Genomic DNA, 17,024 nt, shown 5'->3' on the forward strand with positions numbered 1-17,024 from the left:
TACTCTATTCTCCTTTTGCCACGCCTTCACGGCGCGGATCAGCGCCACCCACCAAAGTGCCGTCTGAATTAATAGTAATTCCATGTAAACCGCTGTTTAAGTCGATGACTCTGACATCATGCTTTCGCTTCTCTAAAGCCGCTTTGAGTTCGCTGATATCCCGTCCTTTCTCCAGAGAGGTGTAGTCATTACGGTTGGTTACATGACCAAGGTTAATCGCTTCCTGCACGTTGAGGTTCCAGTCCAGCATACCCACTAACGTTTGAGTAACGTAGTTAATAATTCTGCTTCCACCGGGCGAGCCAATAGCATGTATAAGCTGCTGCCCTTCTTTATCAAGAACCACAGTCGGCGCCATTGAGCTACGAGGCCGCTTGCCAGGTTCCACACGGTTCGCAAACTTCTCTTTACCATCACCCGGCGCCAGAGAAAAGTCCGTTAATTGATTATTGAGCAGAAAGCCACCAGCCATAACAGTGGAACCGAATCCCATTTCAATACTGGTGGTCATGGAAACCACGTTACCTTCAGCATCGACAATAGAAATGTGGCTGGTATTAGGCAGCTCGTAGGCAATATCTTGCTCGTACGCGGGCTGCAGTTGAACACCCGGCTTGGCTTTCCCCATATCGTCTTTCTTTATGGTTTCTGCCCGGCTCGATAAATAAGCTTTATCCAACATAGCCTCGATCGGAATCTCAACAAAATCAGGATCAGCTATCCACTGGTTTCTGTCGGCATAAGCTAAACGCGATGCCTGAGTGAACCAATGCACAAATTCTTCAGAATTTGGTTTCAGTTTACCTAGCTCAAAATTCTCCAGTACGCCCAATGTCTGCAGCGTTGTTATTCCTCCCGAGCTAGGCGGCCCCATACCGCAAACCTGATATTCACGGTAATCATTACATACCGGTTCGCGCAGTTTTGCGCTGTATTGACTCAGGTCTTCAAGGCTCAACACACCAGGTTCAATAGCACTGTTCTGCACGGCCTTAACAATTTTCTCGGCTAATTCGCCCTCATAGAAGGCATCAGCCCCCTGCTCAGCAATCAAACTAAGGCTCTTTGCATACTCAGGATTTTTCAGTGTGTCTCCAGCTTTTAAGGCGTTACCATTAGGGAAGAAATAGCTGCTGGCCACCGGCATTTTCTTAACACCGGGGTTAATCTCCATTTCCACTAACTTAGCGAGCCTTGGCGACACTTCAAACCCCGCTTCTGCCAACTCAACGGTTTCACTAAAGAGTGAAGACCAGTCTGACTTACCCCAGCGTTCATGAGCCAGCTCCAGTCCGCGAAGAACACCGGGAGTCCCTACTGAGCGACCGCCAACGACAGCCTCTATCCATTTGGGTGGATTACCCTTGTCGTCCAGGAAGAGTTCCTCTGTAGCAGCCTGAGGTGCAGTCTCACGCGCATCAATGGTATAAAGCTTGTTTTCGTTGTTATCCCAATAGAGAATAAAAGCGCCGCCACCAATACCTGAAGACTGAGGCTCAACTAATCCCAGCATAGACTGAACTGCTACAGCCGCATCCACGGCAGAGCCGCCTTTTTCTAATACATGATACCCGGCTTCAACTGCATGTTTATTTGCGGCAGCAACCATGTACTTATTGGCGGTCGCAGCGGTTTTCTCGGAAAAACCAGTAGCCGCTTCCGGTTCACGTACTTCTTGTTCAGTACCAGGGCTACAGGCAGATAAAACGCCTGCGGCTATTAAACCAGGGAGCCAGAACTTCATAAGGCCTCATTCATATTAGGAACAATTTGCCCTATCATACGAACCAGAAACCAATGACGCAACGAAAAGGAAAGTAAATGGAAAGGTTTAACCAATATTGGGCAGGGCTCATTCTGGTTCTGCTACTATCGGTTTTTCTGCAATTGATGCCTCACTGGCATGCGACACTGAGCTTTAACTCAAGTACTGTCATGTCCGAGGGTTGGCCACTCATTACGACCCATTTTATTCATCTTGACTGGTGGCATGCCTTATTCAATTTTATTGGCTTAACACTTATTGTTCTAATTTGGCGGGAATACTGGACCACCCGCTGGTTAATTAATGCGTTATTGCTCAGTGGCACTGCAACTGCTTTATTGCTCTGGCTGGCTCCATTGAACCTTAGCTTTGTTGGTTTATCAGGAGTACTCCATGGCTTACTGGCTTACTGTTTAATAAAGGACATTCGTTCAGGTAAAAAATGGATGTGGCTAATATTGATAGCACTGGTTGCCAAAGTCATTGCTGAACTCCTGGGCTGGCGACCTACCCATTTTGTCGGAGAGCACGTTAGCTATATTCACGCAGCGGGTTTAGTGAGTTCTTTATTGCTGTACAAACTAGAACGGCGCCGCATTAGCGACGCCGTTAGTCGGGATGAGTAAAACCAACAAGTTTACTTTAAGTTTTCCTCAAACAATTTAAATATCCGACGGTATTCGTTCAGCCAGCTTTCTGGCTGGCGGAAACCGTGCGGCTCTACCGGGTAAATTGCCGTTTCCCAGTCTTCTTTCTTCAACTCAATCAACCGTTGAACAAGGCGAACACTGTCCTGGAAGAAAACATTGTCATCAATCATGGGTGAATTGATTAACAAGGCATCCTCTAAGCCTTCAGCAAAATAGATGGGTGAACTGCGACGGTACGCAATTGCATCATCCTGTGGCAAGTTCAAGATATTAGACGTATAGCCTGTGTTGTAATGAGCCCAGTCTGTAACAGGACGCAGCGCCGAGCCCGCTTCAAATAATCCGGGTTCGTTAAACAAAGCCATAAAAGTCAGGAAGCCACCGTAAGAACCGCCATAAGTTCCTAATTTGTCACCATCAACGTTCAGGTCACTTTCTAAGTAACTTGCAACATCGACCAGATCTTCAACTTCCGGCGTTCCCATTTGACGGTAAATAGCCGTGCGCCAGTCGCGTCCATAACCTTTTGAGCCACGGTAATCGAGGTCAGCAACCACGTAACCGTGCTTATTCAACAAACTATGGAACATGAACTCACGGAAATACCCTGACCAGCCCATGTGCGCATTTTGCAAATAGCCAGCACCGTGTATGAACACAACCGCGGGATATTCCTCAGCTCGGTTTTCATCAAAGCCTTCTGGTTTATAGATGCGGGTATAAATAGGCTCGTCAACATGAGAGGAATCCACCCCCACCAACTCAGGAGCCGTCCAGTCAATACTTAAAAACTTCTCCGAAACCGTATGAGTCAAACGCTCTGCTGTTCCAGAAGCATTGACAGACTTATGGTATAGCTCTGGTGGCATTAACGGCGTTGAATGCGTCAGCAATAACTCATCATCTTCAGGGCTGAGCTCAAAGGCTGTCATACCATCAAGGTCCGTCAGCGCTTCCGGGTCACCACTACCATCAGTCTTCACCCGGTACACTTCATAGATACCCGGGTGCTCGATGTTTGCCTGAAAGTATAAGTAATCGCCATTACTGCTTAAGTCTGCATCTTCAACGACATAACTTCCGTCAGTCAATTGACGCGTGCTGCCGTCAAGCGGTTTAACATACAAGTGCGAATAACCATCGGTCTCTGACATGAACCACAACTCATCGCTGTCTAACCAGCCGAATTCGTTATGAGTGTAGTTGATCCAGGCGTCATCGTGTAAACGGTCTTGAGAAACCAGTTTTCTACCGGCGGTGTCTACCGTTGCAAGCCAGCGATCTTTGTTGTCCCAGGCTTCCAGCATAACCGCAACTTCAGTGCCCTCTTCATTCCACTGAATAGCGCCGTTTTCCCAGCCCCAGTCAGCCATTAGCGTAATTGGGCGAGGTTTCTCTTCCGACTTGTAGGTTTCACCACGAGCTTCATGGTTTTCACGTTTAACTTCTGCCAGAACATCTTCATTCCAGCCCGGTAAGGTGTTGTAGGTTAGCGTCGACTGGCTGCCGTCGCTTAAATTAAGTAAAACCAATTGGTGTTCAACCGGTTCTGCATCGGCCACACGACGACGCACATTTTCGCTTTTTACACGGCCATCTTCGCTAATGTAATTCGGCATAATATCGCCTTCGTCACGCCAGCTTTGCGGCTCGGTAATGGCTATCAGCATGAAATCGCCTTTTGGCGATAAGCTTGCAGAAACCAGTTCCTTATCCTTTGGCAAATAGAACGGCTCCGGCGCCAATGTCGAATTTCGGTTTTGTAACTCAGAACGCTGAGCAAAACGCTCTTCAGACGCTTTTCGTTCTTTCTGCACGTACTGAATTAACTGTTGTTCTTCACGGGCCAGGTAATCCTTCGGCTCTTCATTCGCTTTCGGCTTTTCCTGAAAGGCCAAAGCAGCGACCTGACGGCTTAAACCTGAGTTCACATCAATAATGAAGAAGTTATTACCCTGCTGGTAACTCAGTTGTCCATTTGCCATAGGCTGAAGGTTGTGCTGCCTGGCGTCGTCACGTGTCAACTGGCGAACCGTACCGTCATTAAAGCGAACAAAAACATTGCCTTCAAAGGTATAGGCTAAAAAGCTGCCATCCGCTGCATGAACCTTTTCATCTGCCACGTACTGGTGCAGGTTTTCTACAGTAACTTTCTGCGGTTCTCCAGCCCCATTTTCCAGCATCATTAGGTCACGAATATCACTACCTTCGCGCTTCTGGTAAAACAGAATGTCTTCACCGTCCATGCTCCAGAAAGCCTGTTCAGGGAATCTCCCCATCCAGTCTGGATCAGCCATAATTTGTTCCATAGTCAGTTCAGCCGTTCCTTGCGCACTGGCAAGTGAGTTGGCTTGTATGGTCGGTGTGCTTCTCTGCGTATCAGCAGTGGTCGTGCCTTGTGGGGAGGTTGATGCGCAAGAGGCAACAAACAATGTCGCCCCAATGGCCATCACCAGACGTGATTTCACCATATTATTTTTCCTTTTTAGGATCCGCTGGATTATTGTGCATCCGCTTGATTTTCAGGCCGAGCCTGTTGCACCGCGTCAAGCGCTTGCAAACGTTCATGCACCGCCATTAAGGTTGGATAAGAAGACAAATCCAAATTAAAACGTTGTGCATTGTATACCTGAGGTATCAAACAGATATCAGCCAATGTTACCGAATTACCATAGCAATAATCACCTGCATACTCGGTCAGCCGCTGTTCAAATGCGGTAAAACTTTTTTCTACCCAGTTTGCTATCCAGTCTGAGCGTTGTTTATCGCTGCAATTCAACTCACCGGTTAAATACTGTAACACCCGTAAATTGGTAACGGGTTGCAACTCGCAGGCTAAATCGTAAGCCAAGGCTCTGACTCTGGCTTTATCAGCGGGAGCCGACGGTAATAATGGGTTTTGTGGGTAACACTCTTCCAGATACTCAATAATGGCTAAGGACTGGTTTAACTTAACATCGCCATCGATAAAGGTAGGAACCAACCGCGCTGGATTAAGCTTTCGATAAGCGTCACTGTGCTGTTGCCCGCCATCTTTTACTAAATGTACCGGTTCATACTCGTAGGATAAGCCCTTCAGGTTTAAAGCAGTACGAACACGGTAACTGGCGCTTGAGCGCCAGTAGCCGTAGAGTTTCATCACTTTTGAGGACCTTCGTATTGAACAACTTTCTGATTAATGGTGCCGAATATTGACTGATCACCATCATCTTTCATTTCAATTTTAATGGTGTCGCCAAATTGCATAAACTGAGTTGCCGGCTTGCCATCACGAATAGTTTCAATCATGCGCACTTCGGCAATGCAGCTATAACCTACGCCACCTTCATCGATGGACGTACCGTGATCAGTCCCCTGTTTATTTGAGACGGTTCCTGAACCAATGATAGCTCCGGCACCTAAGTGACGTGTCTTCGCAGCATGAGCAACTAACTGACCGAAATCAAAGGTCATATCTTCGCCAGCGTTAGGCTTACCAAAGGCCTTACCGTTGTACTCTGACAATAACGGTAAGTGGACTTTATTCGCTTTCCAGGCATCACCCAGTTCATCGGGTGTTACCGCTACCGGCGAAAAAGCTGACGATGGTTTACTCTGGAAAAAGCCAAAGCCTTTGCCCAGTTCGCCCGGAATAAGTCCACGCAATGATACATCATTAACCAGCATCAACAGCTTAATATGCTGCCCTGCGGTTTTAGCATCAACGCCCATAGGGACATCATCAGTAATAATGGCGACTTCGCCTTCAAAGTCGATCCCCCAGTCGGTGCTGCCCATTTCAATGTCGTCGTACGGCGCTAAAAAGTCATCAGAGCCGCCCTGGTACATCAAAGGGTCTTCCCAGAAGCTTGGTGGCATTTCAGCACCACGTGCACGGCGAACCAATTCAACATGGTTCACATAGGCACTTCCGTCGGCCCACTGATAAGCACGAGGTAAAGGCGATTCACATAAAGCTTCATCGAACTGGACGCTGCCATCAACGTCACTGTCATTCAACTGCTGATAAATTTTCTCAAGCTTCGGTGCAATACCGTCCCAGTCGTCCAGCAACTCTTGCATGCAAGATGCAATGGCCGGAACCGCTACTGCTGAACTTAAATTTTTGCTGACCACCATTAACTGGCCGTCACGTGTACCATTTCTGTATGTGGCGAGTTTCATAAGTTGTTATTTCTCCTGCCAACTGTAGACGTAGTCCGGGTTCTCTACTGCCAATGCCTCGTCACTTGCTTGCAAGGCATCGCGGGTGTCGAGCATGACCGCAACTTCGTCAGTGAATTTCTTTTTATGCTCACGCCCGGCTTTAAACGCTTTCGGGTGTGGGCCATGAGTAAAGCCTGCCGGATGAAAGGTTACCATACCGCGATCGATATTATCACGGCTGAAAAAGTCACCTTCATGATAAAAAAGCACTTCATCGTAATCGTCATTGTTGTGGTAGAAAGGCACCTTCAATGCGCCCGGGTCTGACTCAATAGGACGCGGAACAAAGGTACAAACCACAAAACGATCAGCAACAAAAGTCGTGTGCGCCGACGGCGGCAAATGATAACGATGACTCATTAACGGCCGGATATCACGCCAGTTCAAACGAACCGGAGCTAACTCACCGTGCCAGCCTATCGCATCCAGCGGGTTATAAGGGTACGTAATAACCGACACTTGCTGATGACGTTTTACATACACCTGCCACTGCTCTTCGCTGTATTGCGCCTGAAACGCCTCATCAATATCCGGCGTATCCAGAACCGCAGGGTCAAAAATGGCATGATTACCGACCAGACCTTTTTCCGGCAAGCTATAAGAACCATTGGTCGCTTCAATCATCAGCAACTGCATGGTTTCATCAGGTTCCAGACGCCAGTTAGTAGAACGGGGAATTAAGAAGTAGTCCCCTTTCACTAAGTGAATGTGGCCGTAGTCGCAATGTAAATGACCGCTACCTTCATGCACAAAGAGTAAGTCATCGCCATCGGCATTACGCACTAAATAATCCATTTTGCTGTGGCAATGCCACAAACGAAAACGACAGTTATTATTGTGCAGTAAGTCAGGCGTTAACCAGGGGTTTTCCGGAGCTATGGCTTCTAACTTATTAAAGTCAAACGCCCGTGGACGCAAGGGCCCACGCCACTCCGACCAACCGGTCGGAGCATGCTGATGGTGAAAATGCGTGGCCGGGCCAAAAAAGCCACTACGGCCAGCTTCACGTTCATAAATGGCCTGCTCCGGAAAATCAGCATGAGCTTGTCGAGACGACTTGCCCACCTGTTTCGGAAAGCTGATCCATTTACGCATCGCTTAACACTCCCCGGCGGATCTGGTCTTCTTCAATGCTTTCGAATAGTGCTTTGAAGTTACCTTCGCCGAAACCTTCGTTGCCTTTACGCTGAATAATTTCAAAGAACACCGGACCAATGACGGTTTGAGTAAAGATTTGGAGTAAAATGCCGTCTTTCATTGGCGCACCGTCAATTAGAATGCGCTGTTCACGCAGTGCGTCTAAATCTTCCTGGTGCCCTTCAACGCGCTCATTGACTTTCTCGTAGTAGGTTTCAGGTGTGTCCATGAAATCCATACCAATAGAACGCAGATCTTTTACGGTTTTGTAGATATTGTCGCTGGTTAAAGCAATGTGCTGAATACCCTCGCCTTTGTACTCTTTTAAGTATTCTTCAATTTGCGATTTGTCGTCGTGAGATTCGTTAATTGGAATACGGATCTTACCGCAAGGCGCTGTCATAGCGCGGCTTAACAAGCCTGTCAGCTTACCTTCAATGTCGAAATAGCGAATTTCGCGGAAATTACCAATGCGCTCATAGAAACCTGCCCAAGTATCCATGTTTCCACGGAATACGTTATGCGTCAGATGGTCTATTTCGAACAACCCGGCTGCGTGATCGCTCATTTTCGCTTCCCAGCTTTCATAGAAATCGAAATGCTGGTTATAAATTTCATGGTTTTCGTAGTTATCGACAAAATACAACGCACTTTCGCCAATACCAAACACCGCCGGTACACCTTCAACAACACCTTTATCAGCTGGGAAAGCTTTGGCGCCGTTATCAAGAGAGTGCTTTAACGCGTGGTCAGCGTCTTTAACACGCCATGCCATACCGCAGACACTTGGGCCGTGGTCTTTAGCAAACTCTTCAGCCTGTCCGCCCGGCTCAGCGTTAATGATGAAATTAATGTCGTTCTGTTTGTACAACCAGGCCTGTTTGCTTTTGTGCTTAGCCACTTCAGTGAAACCCAGCTTGTCGAACAAGTCTTTTAACGCATCAATGCCTTTTTGATCCGGAGCGGTATACTCAACGAATTCAAAACCGTCTGTGTTTAACGGATTAATCATCTTATCTGTCATGGTTACTTCCTCTTATTATTCGGTTGTTAACAACATGACTGTAGCGGTACATGAGGGAAAAAGGCGAATAAGAGAAAAAGATAACTGAGCGGGGAATTTATGACCAGAACGTAAAGTTTACTGTACAGGCTACACACTTGCTCTGGATCAAGGTGCAGCCTTGTTAAGGCGTAAAGTTAAATTTACAACTCTAGTTTTTTGTCCGTTCTGCTTTACGAGCGCGTCCGCTGCGCTGCTTTCCAATGCCATAATCACGCAGTTTATTCGCAACGGCAGTATGTGAGAGTCCCAGGCGTTTCGCCAATTGGCGGGTACTCGGAAAGCTGGGGTATAAACGGCGCAGTACGTGGCTTTCAAAACGGCGTACCGCATCATCCAGGCTCATGTCATCAATGTCTAATGCTAACTGGTCGTCTTCCTGATTCAACTCGGGCAAACGTATATCGGCGGGCTCCAGTGTGTAGCCTTCTATCATTGAGACAGAACGAAACATGGTATTTTCCAGTTGGCGAACATTACCTGGCCACTGATAACGTTTTAGTCGCTCTTTTGCTGCCCTGCTTAAGCTCACCTGGCTTCGTCCGAGCTTCTTGCAGGCCTGGGTAACGAAATGCTCCGCCAACAACAAGATATCACTTTTACGTTCGCGCAGTGGTGGAACATTGAGCGCTAATACATTGAGTCGATAATACAAGTCTTCACGGAACTCACCGCTTTCAACCAACTCATAGAGATTTCCCTGAGCGGTGCAAATGACCCGCACATCGACACTCACTTCCTGCTCTTCGCCGATGCGTCGAAAAACGCCGTCTTCTAAAAAACGCAGTAGCTTAGCCTGCAGGCCAATAGACATCTCACTAACCGAGTCCAGTAACACGGTGCCGCCGGCGGACTGCTCTAAAACGCCAGTTTTACGAGTGCTTTGAGCGCTCAGGCTGCCTTCACCATGGCCAAAGAGTTCGCTCTCTGCAACATTATCCGGTAGCGCTGCACAGTTTATCGCCAAAAATGGTTTGTCTTTACGCGGGCTGGCCAGATGACAAGCTTTTGCCAGCAGCTCTTTGCCAACTCCGGTCTCACCTTCAATCAAAAGTGGTGCATCCAGCTCAGCCATTCGCTGAGCGTCTTTAATCACCCGCTTCATTGTGCTGTTGTCTGTCAGCAAGCGTTCAAAGGCTTTTTCGTTACTCTGACTCTGCCAGCTTGCTGTTACCGGTTCTGACTTACAGGTCATTACCGCCCCCGCAAACGCGGTGCTGCCTTCCTCGTCATTCACCCAGATAGGTAAAAGCTGAGCATAGTATTCCGAGTTACCAATGGTAACCGCTTCATAAATAGGGTCCTGAGGCTTTTTGTCCAACCACCGCTGCAAAGAGATACCGTGTACATACTGCATCAGCGGCTCGCCCTTAAGACTGTCTTCGTGGCCAGCCAGTAGCCGCAGTCCGGCATCATTAATAATGTCTATACAGCCTTTGCTATCAATGGACAGCACCGGATCAGGTAACGTGCTCAACAACAAACTGAACTCATAGTGCTCGCGTTCAAACGGCATATAAGGAATGGTTTTCACATCAATAACGTTAGGAATGCGACGAATTTGGGGCATTAAATGCCGAAAGTCATCGAAAGCGAGTTCAGGAAAGTTCAGGAAGATTTTTCCTTTAGGATCGACCTCAATACCACGTAAATCAATCTCGTGGTCTCGCAAGATTTGCAGAACGTCCTGGCAGATACCCAGACGGTCATCACACGTTATCTCAAGTCGCATAAACCCTACTGCATCGAACTAAATGTAAAGCAAATAATACACTATTGTTCCCGCTTAAAAAACAAAAACCCCGGCCAACAGACCGGGGTTTTATGTCATTCATCGACAAAAGCGAGTTATGCGTCAAGCACGGTGTCGGTTTTTGCTGCCATAATAAAGTCATTTTTATGCAAACCGTTGATGGCGTGTGTCCACCAGGTAACCGTTACTTTACCCCATTCAGTGATTAGCTCAGGATGATGTTTTTCTTCCTCAGCAATGTCACCAACTCGGTTAGTAAAAGCCAGCGCCTGTTTAAAGTTCTTAAACTTAAACTCGCGCTGCAGCATCATAACGTTGTCTTTTGTTACCGGAGTCCAGTCCGGTATTTCACGCATCAGCTCTTTCAGTTCTTCATCGCTCACTTGTGGCGCGTCTGCATGACACGCTTCACAACGTGCATTTTCCAAGTTTGACATTATTTATTACTCCTTTGCCTTAAGCTGCATCTTTTGGTGGAAATTTCGGCTCAAACAACCCAAGCTCCATAGCCTCATGAACCAACGCCATAATATCCATGTCGGATATCTTAAACAGCTCGTCCACACTCTCTATGGTGTAGTAGATAGGTTGAATGATATCAATTCGGTACGGTGTACGCAGTGCATCCAACGCTTTTAGCGGTTTACGCTCTGGCGTATCACTATTAACGGCATATTCTGTTTCCGCCGGTGACGATAAAATACCGCCGCCATAAATTCGAATGCCCTCTTCGGTTTTCAATAACCCGAACTCTACGGTAAACCAGTACAGACGAGCCAGATAGACCCGTTCTTTAGGTGTAGCTGCATAACCCAATTTACCGTATTGGTGAGTAAAATGCGCAAACGCCGGGTTGGTTAATAGCGGGCAGTGTCCGAATATTTCGTGAAAAATATCCGGTTCCTGCAAGTAATCAAACTCTTCCCGTGTGCGAATAAAGGTTGCTACCGGAAACTGCTTGTTTGCCAGTAAGCGAAAAAACTCGTCAAATGGAATTAATGCTGGAACTGCTGCAACTTGCCAGCCTGTCTCTCTTTCCAGTACTTCATTAATTTCATGCATCTGTGGTAAGCGATCCTTCGGCAGGTCGAGTAATTCCAGTCCCTTCATATACTCATCGCAAGCTTTTCCTGGTATGCATTCCAACTGACGTTCAACGAGATCTTTCCAGATACCGTTCTCTTCGTCGCTCCAGTGAATAATACCGTTTTCGTCCGGTTGCTTTGATACGTATTGACTTTGTTTACCCATAATTCAGCCTTGTTGCTTCCTCATTAGTGTTAGATCGTTGTTGTTATTATTAGTTCAGATTACGCAGATTGCATCCATTGAACGCGGCACGCTTCCAACGCTTGTTCAAGATCAGCAATAATATCGTCCGCCGCCTCTAAACCAACGGCAATTCGAATCAATGTATCCGAGATACCTGCTTTAGCCCTTGCTTCAGGCGTATATGGCGAATGTGTCATCGATGCCGGGTGCTGAATCAAAGTCTCTGCATCTCCCAGGCTCACAGCCAAAGTAATCATCTGCAGTTGATTCAAGAAATAACGCGCTTTTGTTTCATCACCTTCCAGCTCAAACGCAATAACCGCGCCGTGACTGCTCATTTGTTTACCCATTAAGGACTGCGCTTCGTGATCCGGCGCTCCAGGGTAGTAAATCTTCTTAATATCATCGCGCGCTGCCAGAAACTGATAAACCGCGTCAGCATTTCCACAGTGGCGCTGCATACGCACATCCAGAGTTTTCAGACCTCGTAATATAAGCCACGCGTCATGCGGGCTGATAGTTGCCCCCATGTCTTTTAACGTCGTACTTTTAATGGTGCTAATATCTTCGTCACTGCCACAAATAATGCCGGCAACCACATCGCCGTGCCCATTCAGAAACTTAGTTGCGCTATGCACAACAATATCGGCGCCATGCCTTTTGGGTTGCTGCATCAGTGGCGTCATAAACGTATTATCAACCACGAGTCTAATGTCTAAATCAGCAATTACCGCATGAACCTTTTCGATATCAACCACTTTCAGGTGAGGGTTAGCCGGAGTTTCCAGGAATACTAAGCGGGTATTTTCTCGCAAAGTTTCTTTTAACAGGCCTTCGTCGTTTAAATCAATAAAGTCGGCTTCGACCCCAAAGCGTTCAAACAGCTCGCTGAACAATGCGAAGCTGCAGCCGTAAATGGCATCAGATACCACAATATGATCACCGCTGCGCACAAAAGCCATAGTCGCGGCAGCTATAGCACCCATTCCGGTCGCAGCAGCTGCCGCTGCCTCATAACCTTCAAGCGTTGCCATACGGCGTTCAAGCTCGGCTGTTGTGGGGTTGCCTAAACGGCTGTAAATATAACCTTCTTCCTCGCCTGCAAAACGGCGAGTGCCCTGCTCTGCAGAAGAGAACTTAAATGTGGACGTTTGGTAAAGTGGTGAAGTTAACGCCCCATGGGGGTCATCGTGCGCTGCACCGGCATGAATAACCTGAGTCGCTGGCTGCCAATTATTATTATGTGTTTTTACATCAGAGGACATGCGTTTTGGGCTCGTTTGTCAGAAATTTGTTAACGAGCAACAGAGTGCAACGAGCTTACCTTAATTGGCAATCTTTGCGCTGCGTCAAAGCTTGGAAAAACTGTAACGCTAATTTTCCACTTCCTGCTCTGAGGCCGCTTTAGCCTTTGCCTGACGAGACTTATAGACAAAAGGCAAAACGCTCTTTAACTGGCTTAGTAAGTCCTTTTGTAATTTAAGGTAGCCTGGCTTTTTTACGTTAACAAAAGGCATCGGCCGACAGAGTTCAATGACCTGGTATCCCAGACGAGCTGTGAGCAAACCAGCACCGAGCCCTTGTCCTGCCCGGGTAGACAAGCGTGTTAACAGCTCCGCACTTACCCACTGCGCACCCAGGTCAACGGCAACTTCACTGAGCCCGGCGTAAGCAATATTCGCGAATACCTGACGCCATAAACGAATACGGGCCCAGTAACCCAGTTTTACGCCGTAAAGTTCAGCAATACGCGATATCATGCGCTGGTTACGCCACATCACAATCAACATATCCAGTAAAGCAAAGGGACTAACAGCCACCATAGCGGCAGCTTCAGCTGACCAGCGGCTGATAACCCGGGTCGCCTGCTGATCAACCCGGCTTAGAATATCGACTTCAAATCGCTCACGCTCTTCATCTGCGGACCAATACGGCTGCTTGATTTGCTGCCAGCGGTGCTCTAAATCGGGGTGTTGCAACAACTGCAGCTGTTGCTCTGGTTCCGGCTCATCAGATTGCTTTTTCCAACGCCGCTTCAAGCGCTGTAACAACCAAACTTCCCGCACAATAAAACTTAAAAATGCCAAAGCAATAACGCCAAAGCCAACAGCCCATAAACTGCCTAAAAAAATATTCTGCTGCAGCCGCTCAAGAACCATCAATACCGCTTCAATTAAGGCGGCCGACAACGCAAAAATCACACCCACTGCCAGCCACTTACCCCAACGGCCGGGTTTGCGGTCAACTGTGCCTGCTGTCGCCTCTGGCTTTAATCCATCTGGCACATTACTGCTTTCTGAGACTTCAACTGCCGGTTCTTCCACCGAATAATAAGTTAGCTTGCGCGAGTCACTCACTTCAGTTTATCTCCTAAAACGTATTCAAGTAGCTGATCGAGACGAATATGTGGCAACGGCGAGTCTTGCACAGTGAAACCTGGATAAAATTGCGGATAAACATAACCCCGTCGCCAGTCTGCTCCGGTTGGTATAGCGTCCGGCATCTCCGGAGCCCCCACCCGCACAAACTCTCGCTGTTCATTAATACCGTCAAGCACCGTAGTTCCGTCACTCAGTTTCTTAATTTGACTGGTCGCAATGCCGGCAACACTAAATACTTGATGCGGAATTTGATCGAACTGAAGCTCCTGACGCTGCTTTTGTGTCATCAATCGTAATAGATTAGTCAGTTTTTGATGGTCTTGCGGAGCTATGCTGTCAGCTTTAGTGGCAACCAGAGCCACTTTATCAATCACGGGTGAAAACAATCGTTTCAGCAAGCTGTTATTGCCGTAAGAGAAGCTCTTCATCAGCTCATTGATAGCCAGTTGCAGCTCGGCAAAATGGTGTTCACCATTTTGTAGCGCCTGCAGCACATCAACCAATACAACCTGTCGGTTAAAATACTTAAAGTACTTTTGGTAAAACGGTGTAATAACGTGTTGTTGATAATAGCGGTATTTTTCCTGCAGTCGTTTTGCCCAGACATCAGGTACTGGCCGGGACAAGGGCCAGGGGAAGAATTCAAGAACCGGAGCTCCTTCAAGCTCACCGGGTAACACCATCCGCCCGGGCTGCAACAGTAATAATTTTCGACTTCTGCACTGACGCAAGAAGGCGCGATAGTCGGCCGCTAACTCGCGTAACTGTTGCTCAGCATTGTCTTCCGATGCCTCATTTGCCATTGAGTTAACTTTTTCGAGCCACTCACTGGCCAGTTTATGGCGCAATTCGGCGTTAAGCAGCCGCTGCTGTTGCTGGCTCCATTCATCATAATTCAGCTGCAACAAGGGTAAATCGAGTAACCATTCACCCGGGTAGTCAATTAAGTCTAAGGTTAATCGGCGCGTATCCAAAACCCGCCCAGCAAGACCACTTCGCGGCTGATATTTTACTTCTACCCGTATTTCGCTAACGTCGCGGGTTGACTGAGGCCACTTCGGGGTGTCTCCGGTTAAACAATTAATAGCCCCCTCATAATCGAAACGGGAAACCTGCCAGTTGCTGCTGGTATGTAAACGACAGCCATTAAGCCGCTGTTGCTGTTTCACCTTAAAGTACGGCAGTTGCTGAGTCTCGTTGGCGTAGAGCATCTGCTCTAAAATTCCGGTAATTAAAGCGGTTTTACCGGCACCACTTAGGCCTGTTACAGCAAGACGGATATGACGATCAAACCCGCGATGAATAGCGTCGCGGGTTTGGTGTTTAAACTTCTGAAAACGGCTCACAGACGATTGAATTCTCGTTGAAGATTATAGTGATTCGAGGTTACGTATTTTTCCATTGATTGCAACTGCTCTTCCAGCTCATCAAACTCACATTTAATATCACGAAAAGCATCTCTTGGCGGCTCTCCGCCCTGCCATACTTTTGTCTTCACATCGACATTATGACGTATGCCATTCGCGGGCTTTTTATCCAGAATCAGCCAACCTGCCATATAAAGAACAAAGAAGAATCCGCTGGAAAAAATTAAGCCGGTAAAAAATACAACGCGCACCAACCAGGGTTCTAAATTCAGGTATTCCCCCAGCCCGGCGCAAACACCGGCAATTTTTCCTCTTTCTGAGTCACGACGTAGTTCACGTTTCGGTAATTGCACACTCATTGTCTGTTCCTCCAACCCGGAGCGTCAGCATCCAAAATGCGTTCCAGTGTCTGTACACGCTCCCGGATGCGTTTCGCCTGATCGGCCAGTAACGCCAAAGATTCCCTTTCTTCCTCATTCAATCCCTGGTTCATTTGCCGCTTACTGCGATAATGAAGGATGATCCAGATGGGCGCGACCACCAGAACAAACAGAATGATCGGCGCCATAAACATCCCTAAAATTGCTTCAATATCCATTTTGTTCAGCCTGCTTTAAGAGTCTTGTTTTGTTTTTGAGCTCATACGAGCGCGTAAAGCTTCCAACTCGTCATTCACTTTACTCTCGTTTTCCAGCTCTGCAAACTCATCACGCAATGTCCGCTTACCCATATCGTAGGACTCGACCTGAGCTTCTAAATCATCAATCTTCGCTTCATACCGGTCAAAACGCTGCATTGCATCATCGACTTTACCACTATCAACCTGTTGCTTAACCTGTAAGCGGCTGCTCGCAGTTTTCTGGCGCATTAAAATGGTTTTTTGACGAGACTTAGCATCGGCCAGTTTTTCCTGAAGCTGACCAATTTCATCATTCAGCTTATCCAGGCTTTCGTTAACACGATCCATTTCCTGCTGCAGCGCATCAACGCCTTGCTGTGCTTTTTGCTTTTCAACTAAAGCCTGGCGTGCTAAATCCTCACGCTCTTTAGTTAACGCCAGTTCAGCTTTGTTTTCCCATTCCTGAACTTCGTTTTCCATACGCTGCTGCTGACGCTGAATGTCTTTCTTTTCAGCCAACAAACGTGCAGATGTTGAGCGTACTTCAACTAACGTATCTTCCATTTCCTGAATGATCAGTCGCACCATTTTCTGCGGATCTTCAGCTTTATCCAATAAAGAATTGATATTGGAGTTCACGATATCGCTAAAACGTGAAAAAATACCCATAATAATTACCTCATACTGGTTTAATAAACGATTCGGTAATTTATTATTCAAGTATCAAGCCAACTTTTATTTATTTTTTAACAAGCTGTTTTATAAAAGTTTTTTTGATTTTACGAACATTTTGCACTTGCGCCAGTTCGTA

At 47.2% G+C, this 17,024-nt stretch carries 16 protein-coding genes; 1 reads left to right on the forward strand and 15 read right to left on the reverse strand.

The features are described 5' to 3' along the window. Window positions 1-4: 4 nt before the first annotated feature. Window positions 5-1,744 carry a gamma-glutamyltransferase gene (gene ggt, locus K5X84_RS06820; protein ID WP_222235409.1) on the reverse strand — a complete coding sequence of 580 codons (1,740 nt, stop codon included), beginning with the start codon at window positions 1,742-1,744 and terminating at the stop codon, window positions 5-7. Window positions 1,745-1,821: 77 nt separating this feature from the next. Here ggt and rrtA point away from each other — a divergent pair, with 77 nt between their 5' ends. After that, a complete protein-coding gene (rrtA, locus tag K5X84_RS06825) occupies window positions 1,822-2,391 on the forward strand; it encodes a rhombosortase (RefSeq protein ID WP_222235410.1) in 570 nt (189 codons plus the stop codon). An 11-nt stretch (window positions 2,392-2,402) separates the two neighbouring features. On the opposite strand, the gene K5X84_RS06830 is transcribed toward rrtA, so the two are convergent. The 14 genes from K5X84_RS06830 to pspA form a co-directional block, all read right to left on the reverse strand. Next, entirely contained in the window at window positions 2,403-4,886 is a 2,484-nt protein-coding gene (locus K5X84_RS06830; RefSeq protein WP_222235411.1) for a S9 family peptidase, read from the reverse strand. 29 nt (window positions 4,887-4,915) lie between these two features. Continuing rightward, window positions 4,916-5,554 carry a maleylacetoacetate isomerase gene (gene maiA / locus K5X84_RS06835; protein WP_222237002.1) on the reverse strand — a complete coding sequence of 213 codons (639 nt, stop codon included), beginning with the start codon at window positions 5,552-5,554 and terminating at the stop codon, window positions 4,916-4,918. After that, window positions 5,554-6,579 carry a fumarylacetoacetate hydrolase family protein gene (locus K5X84_RS06840; protein WP_222235412.1) on the reverse strand — a complete coding sequence of 342 codons (1,026 nt, stop codon included), beginning with the start codon at window positions 6,577-6,579 and terminating at the stop codon, window positions 5,554-5,556. Before K5X84_RS06840 ends, maiA begins: the two co-directional genes overlap by 1 nt. Window positions 6,580-6,585: 6 nt before the next feature. Then, the gene (locus tag K5X84_RS06845) at window positions 6,586-7,716 is read right to left on the reverse strand and encodes a homogentisate 1,2-dioxygenase (protein WP_011233973.1); all 1,131 of its coding nucleotides are present in this window, start codon (window positions 7,714-7,716) and stop codon (window positions 6,586-6,588) included. Continuing rightward, complete coding sequence (gene hppD, locus K5X84_RS06850) at window positions 7,709-8,782, reverse strand: 4-hydroxyphenylpyruvate dioxygenase (RefSeq protein ID WP_199493749.1); 1,074 nt, start codon at window positions 8,780-8,782, stop codon at window positions 7,709-7,711. The genes K5X84_RS06845 and hppD overlap by 8 nt, the downstream gene beginning before the upstream one ends. Window positions 8,783-8,972: 190 nt before the next feature. Further along, window positions 8,973-10,553 (reverse strand): transcriptional regulator TyrR, encoded by a 1,581-nt coding sequence (gene tyrR, locus K5X84_RS06855; protein WP_199493748.1) that lies wholly within the window; start codon window positions 10,551-10,553, stop codon window positions 8,973-8,975. A 116-nt stretch (window positions 10,554-10,669) separates the two neighbouring features. Further along, complete coding sequence (locus tag K5X84_RS06860) at window positions 10,670-11,011, reverse strand: 4a-hydroxytetrahydrobiopterin dehydratase (RefSeq protein WP_222235413.1); 342 nt, start codon at window positions 11,009-11,011, stop codon at window positions 10,670-10,672. Window positions 11,012-11,030: 19 nt separating this feature from the next. Then, a complete protein-coding gene (gene phhA / locus K5X84_RS06865; protein ID WP_054487971.1) occupies window positions 11,031-11,825 on the reverse strand; it encodes a phenylalanine 4-monooxygenase in 795 nt (264 codons plus the stop codon). 59 nt (window positions 11,826-11,884) lie between these two features. Next, the gene (locus K5X84_RS06870) at window positions 11,885-13,111 is read right to left on the reverse strand and encodes a trans-sulfuration enzyme family protein (protein ID WP_222235414.1); all 1,227 of its coding nucleotides are present in this window, start codon (window positions 13,109-13,111) and stop codon (window positions 11,885-11,887) included. 108 nt (window positions 13,112-13,219) lie between these two features. Beyond that, window positions 13,220-14,203, reverse strand: coding sequence for a YcjF family protein (locus tag K5X84_RS06875; RefSeq protein ID WP_222235415.1), 984 nt, complete (start codon window positions 14,201-14,203; stop codon window positions 13,220-13,222). Continuing rightward, window positions 14,200-15,573, reverse strand: coding sequence for a YcjX family GTP-binding protein (locus K5X84_RS06880; protein ID WP_222235416.1), 1,374 nt, complete (start codon window positions 15,571-15,573; stop codon window positions 14,200-14,202). Before K5X84_RS06880 ends, K5X84_RS06875 begins: the two co-directional genes overlap by 4 nt. Then, on the reverse strand, window positions 15,570-15,953 hold the full coding sequence (gene pspC, locus K5X84_RS06885) for an envelope stress response membrane protein PspC (protein WP_222235417.1): 384 nt from the start codon (window positions 15,951-15,953) through the stop codon (window positions 15,570-15,572). The genes K5X84_RS06880 and pspC overlap by 4 nt, the downstream gene beginning before the upstream one ends. Continuing rightward, window positions 15,950-16,192 (reverse strand): envelope stress response membrane protein PspB, encoded by a 243-nt coding sequence (gene pspB, locus K5X84_RS06890; protein ID WP_199493744.1) that lies wholly within the window; start codon window positions 16,190-16,192, stop codon window positions 15,950-15,952. The genes pspC and pspB overlap by 4 nt, the downstream gene beginning before the upstream one ends. A 15-nt stretch (window positions 16,193-16,207) precedes the next feature. Then, window positions 16,208-16,882: a phage shock protein PspA gene (gene pspA / locus K5X84_RS06895; protein WP_054487984.1), complete on the reverse strand. Its 675-nt coding sequence runs from the start codon at window positions 16,880-16,882 to the stop codon at window positions 16,208-16,210. Window positions 16,883-17,024 lie beyond the last annotated feature (142 nt).

This window comes from Idiomarina abyssalis (assembly GCF_019797805.1).
Lineage (GTDB): Bacteria > Pseudomonadota > Gammaproteobacteria > Enterobacterales > Alteromonadaceae > Idiomarina > Idiomarina abyssalis.

What these genes read in the sequence shown, in the direction of transcription:
- K5X84_RS06845 (WP_011233973.1), bottom strand. Translation starts at nt 7,716, where the DNA reads ATGCGTAAATGGATCAGCTTTCCGAAACAGGTGGGCAAGTCGTCTCGA.
- K5X84_RS06870 (WP_222235414.1), bottom strand. Translation starts at nt 13,111, where the DNA reads ATGTCCTCTGATGTAAAAACACATAATAATAATTGGCAGCCAGCGACT.
- K5X84_RS06860 (WP_222235413.1), bottom strand. Translation starts at nt 11,011, where the DNA reads ATGTCAAACTTGGAAAATGCACGTTGTGAAGCGTGTCATGCAGACGCG.
- hppD (WP_199493749.1), bottom strand. Translation starts at nt 8,782, where the DNA reads ATGACAGATAAGATGATTAATCCGTTAAACACAGACGGTTTTGAATTC.
- pspB (WP_199493744.1), bottom strand. Translation starts at nt 16,192, where the DNA reads ATGGATATTGAAGCAATTTTAGGGATGTTTATGGCGCCGATCATTCTG.
- ggt (WP_222235409.1), bottom strand. Translation starts at nt 1,744, where the DNA reads ATGAAGTTCTGGCTCCCTGGTTTAATAGCCGCAGGCGTTTTATCTGCC.
- phhA (WP_054487971.1), bottom strand. Translation starts at nt 11,825, where the DNA reads ATGGGTAAACAAAGTCAATACGTATCAAAGCAACCGGACGAAAACGGT.
- K5X84_RS06830 (WP_222235411.1), bottom strand. Translation starts at nt 4,886, where the DNA reads ATGGTGAAATCACGTCTGGTGATGGCCATTGGGGCGACATTGTTTGTT.
- rrtA (WP_222235410.1), top strand. Translation starts at nt 1,822, where the DNA reads ATGGAAAGGTTTAACCAATATTGGGCAGGGCTCATTCTGGTTCTGCTA.
- K5X84_RS06840 (WP_222235412.1), bottom strand. Translation starts at nt 6,579, where the DNA reads ATGAAACTCGCCACATACAGAAATGGTACACGTGACGGCCAGTTAATG.
- pspA (WP_054487984.1), bottom strand. Translation starts at nt 16,882, where the DNA reads ATGGGTATTTTTTCACGTTTTAGCGATATCGTGAACTCCAATATCAAT.
- maiA (WP_222237002.1), bottom strand. Translation starts at nt 5,554, where the DNA reads ATGAAACTCTACGGCTACTGGCGCTCAAGCGCCAGTTACCGTGTTCGT.
- tyrR (WP_199493748.1), bottom strand. Translation starts at nt 10,553, where the DNA reads ATGCGACTTGAGATAACGTGTGATGACCGTCTGGGTATCTGCCAGGAC.
- pspC (WP_222235417.1), bottom strand. Translation starts at nt 15,953, where the DNA reads ATGAGTGTGCAATTACCGAAACGTGAACTACGTCGTGACTCAGAAAGA.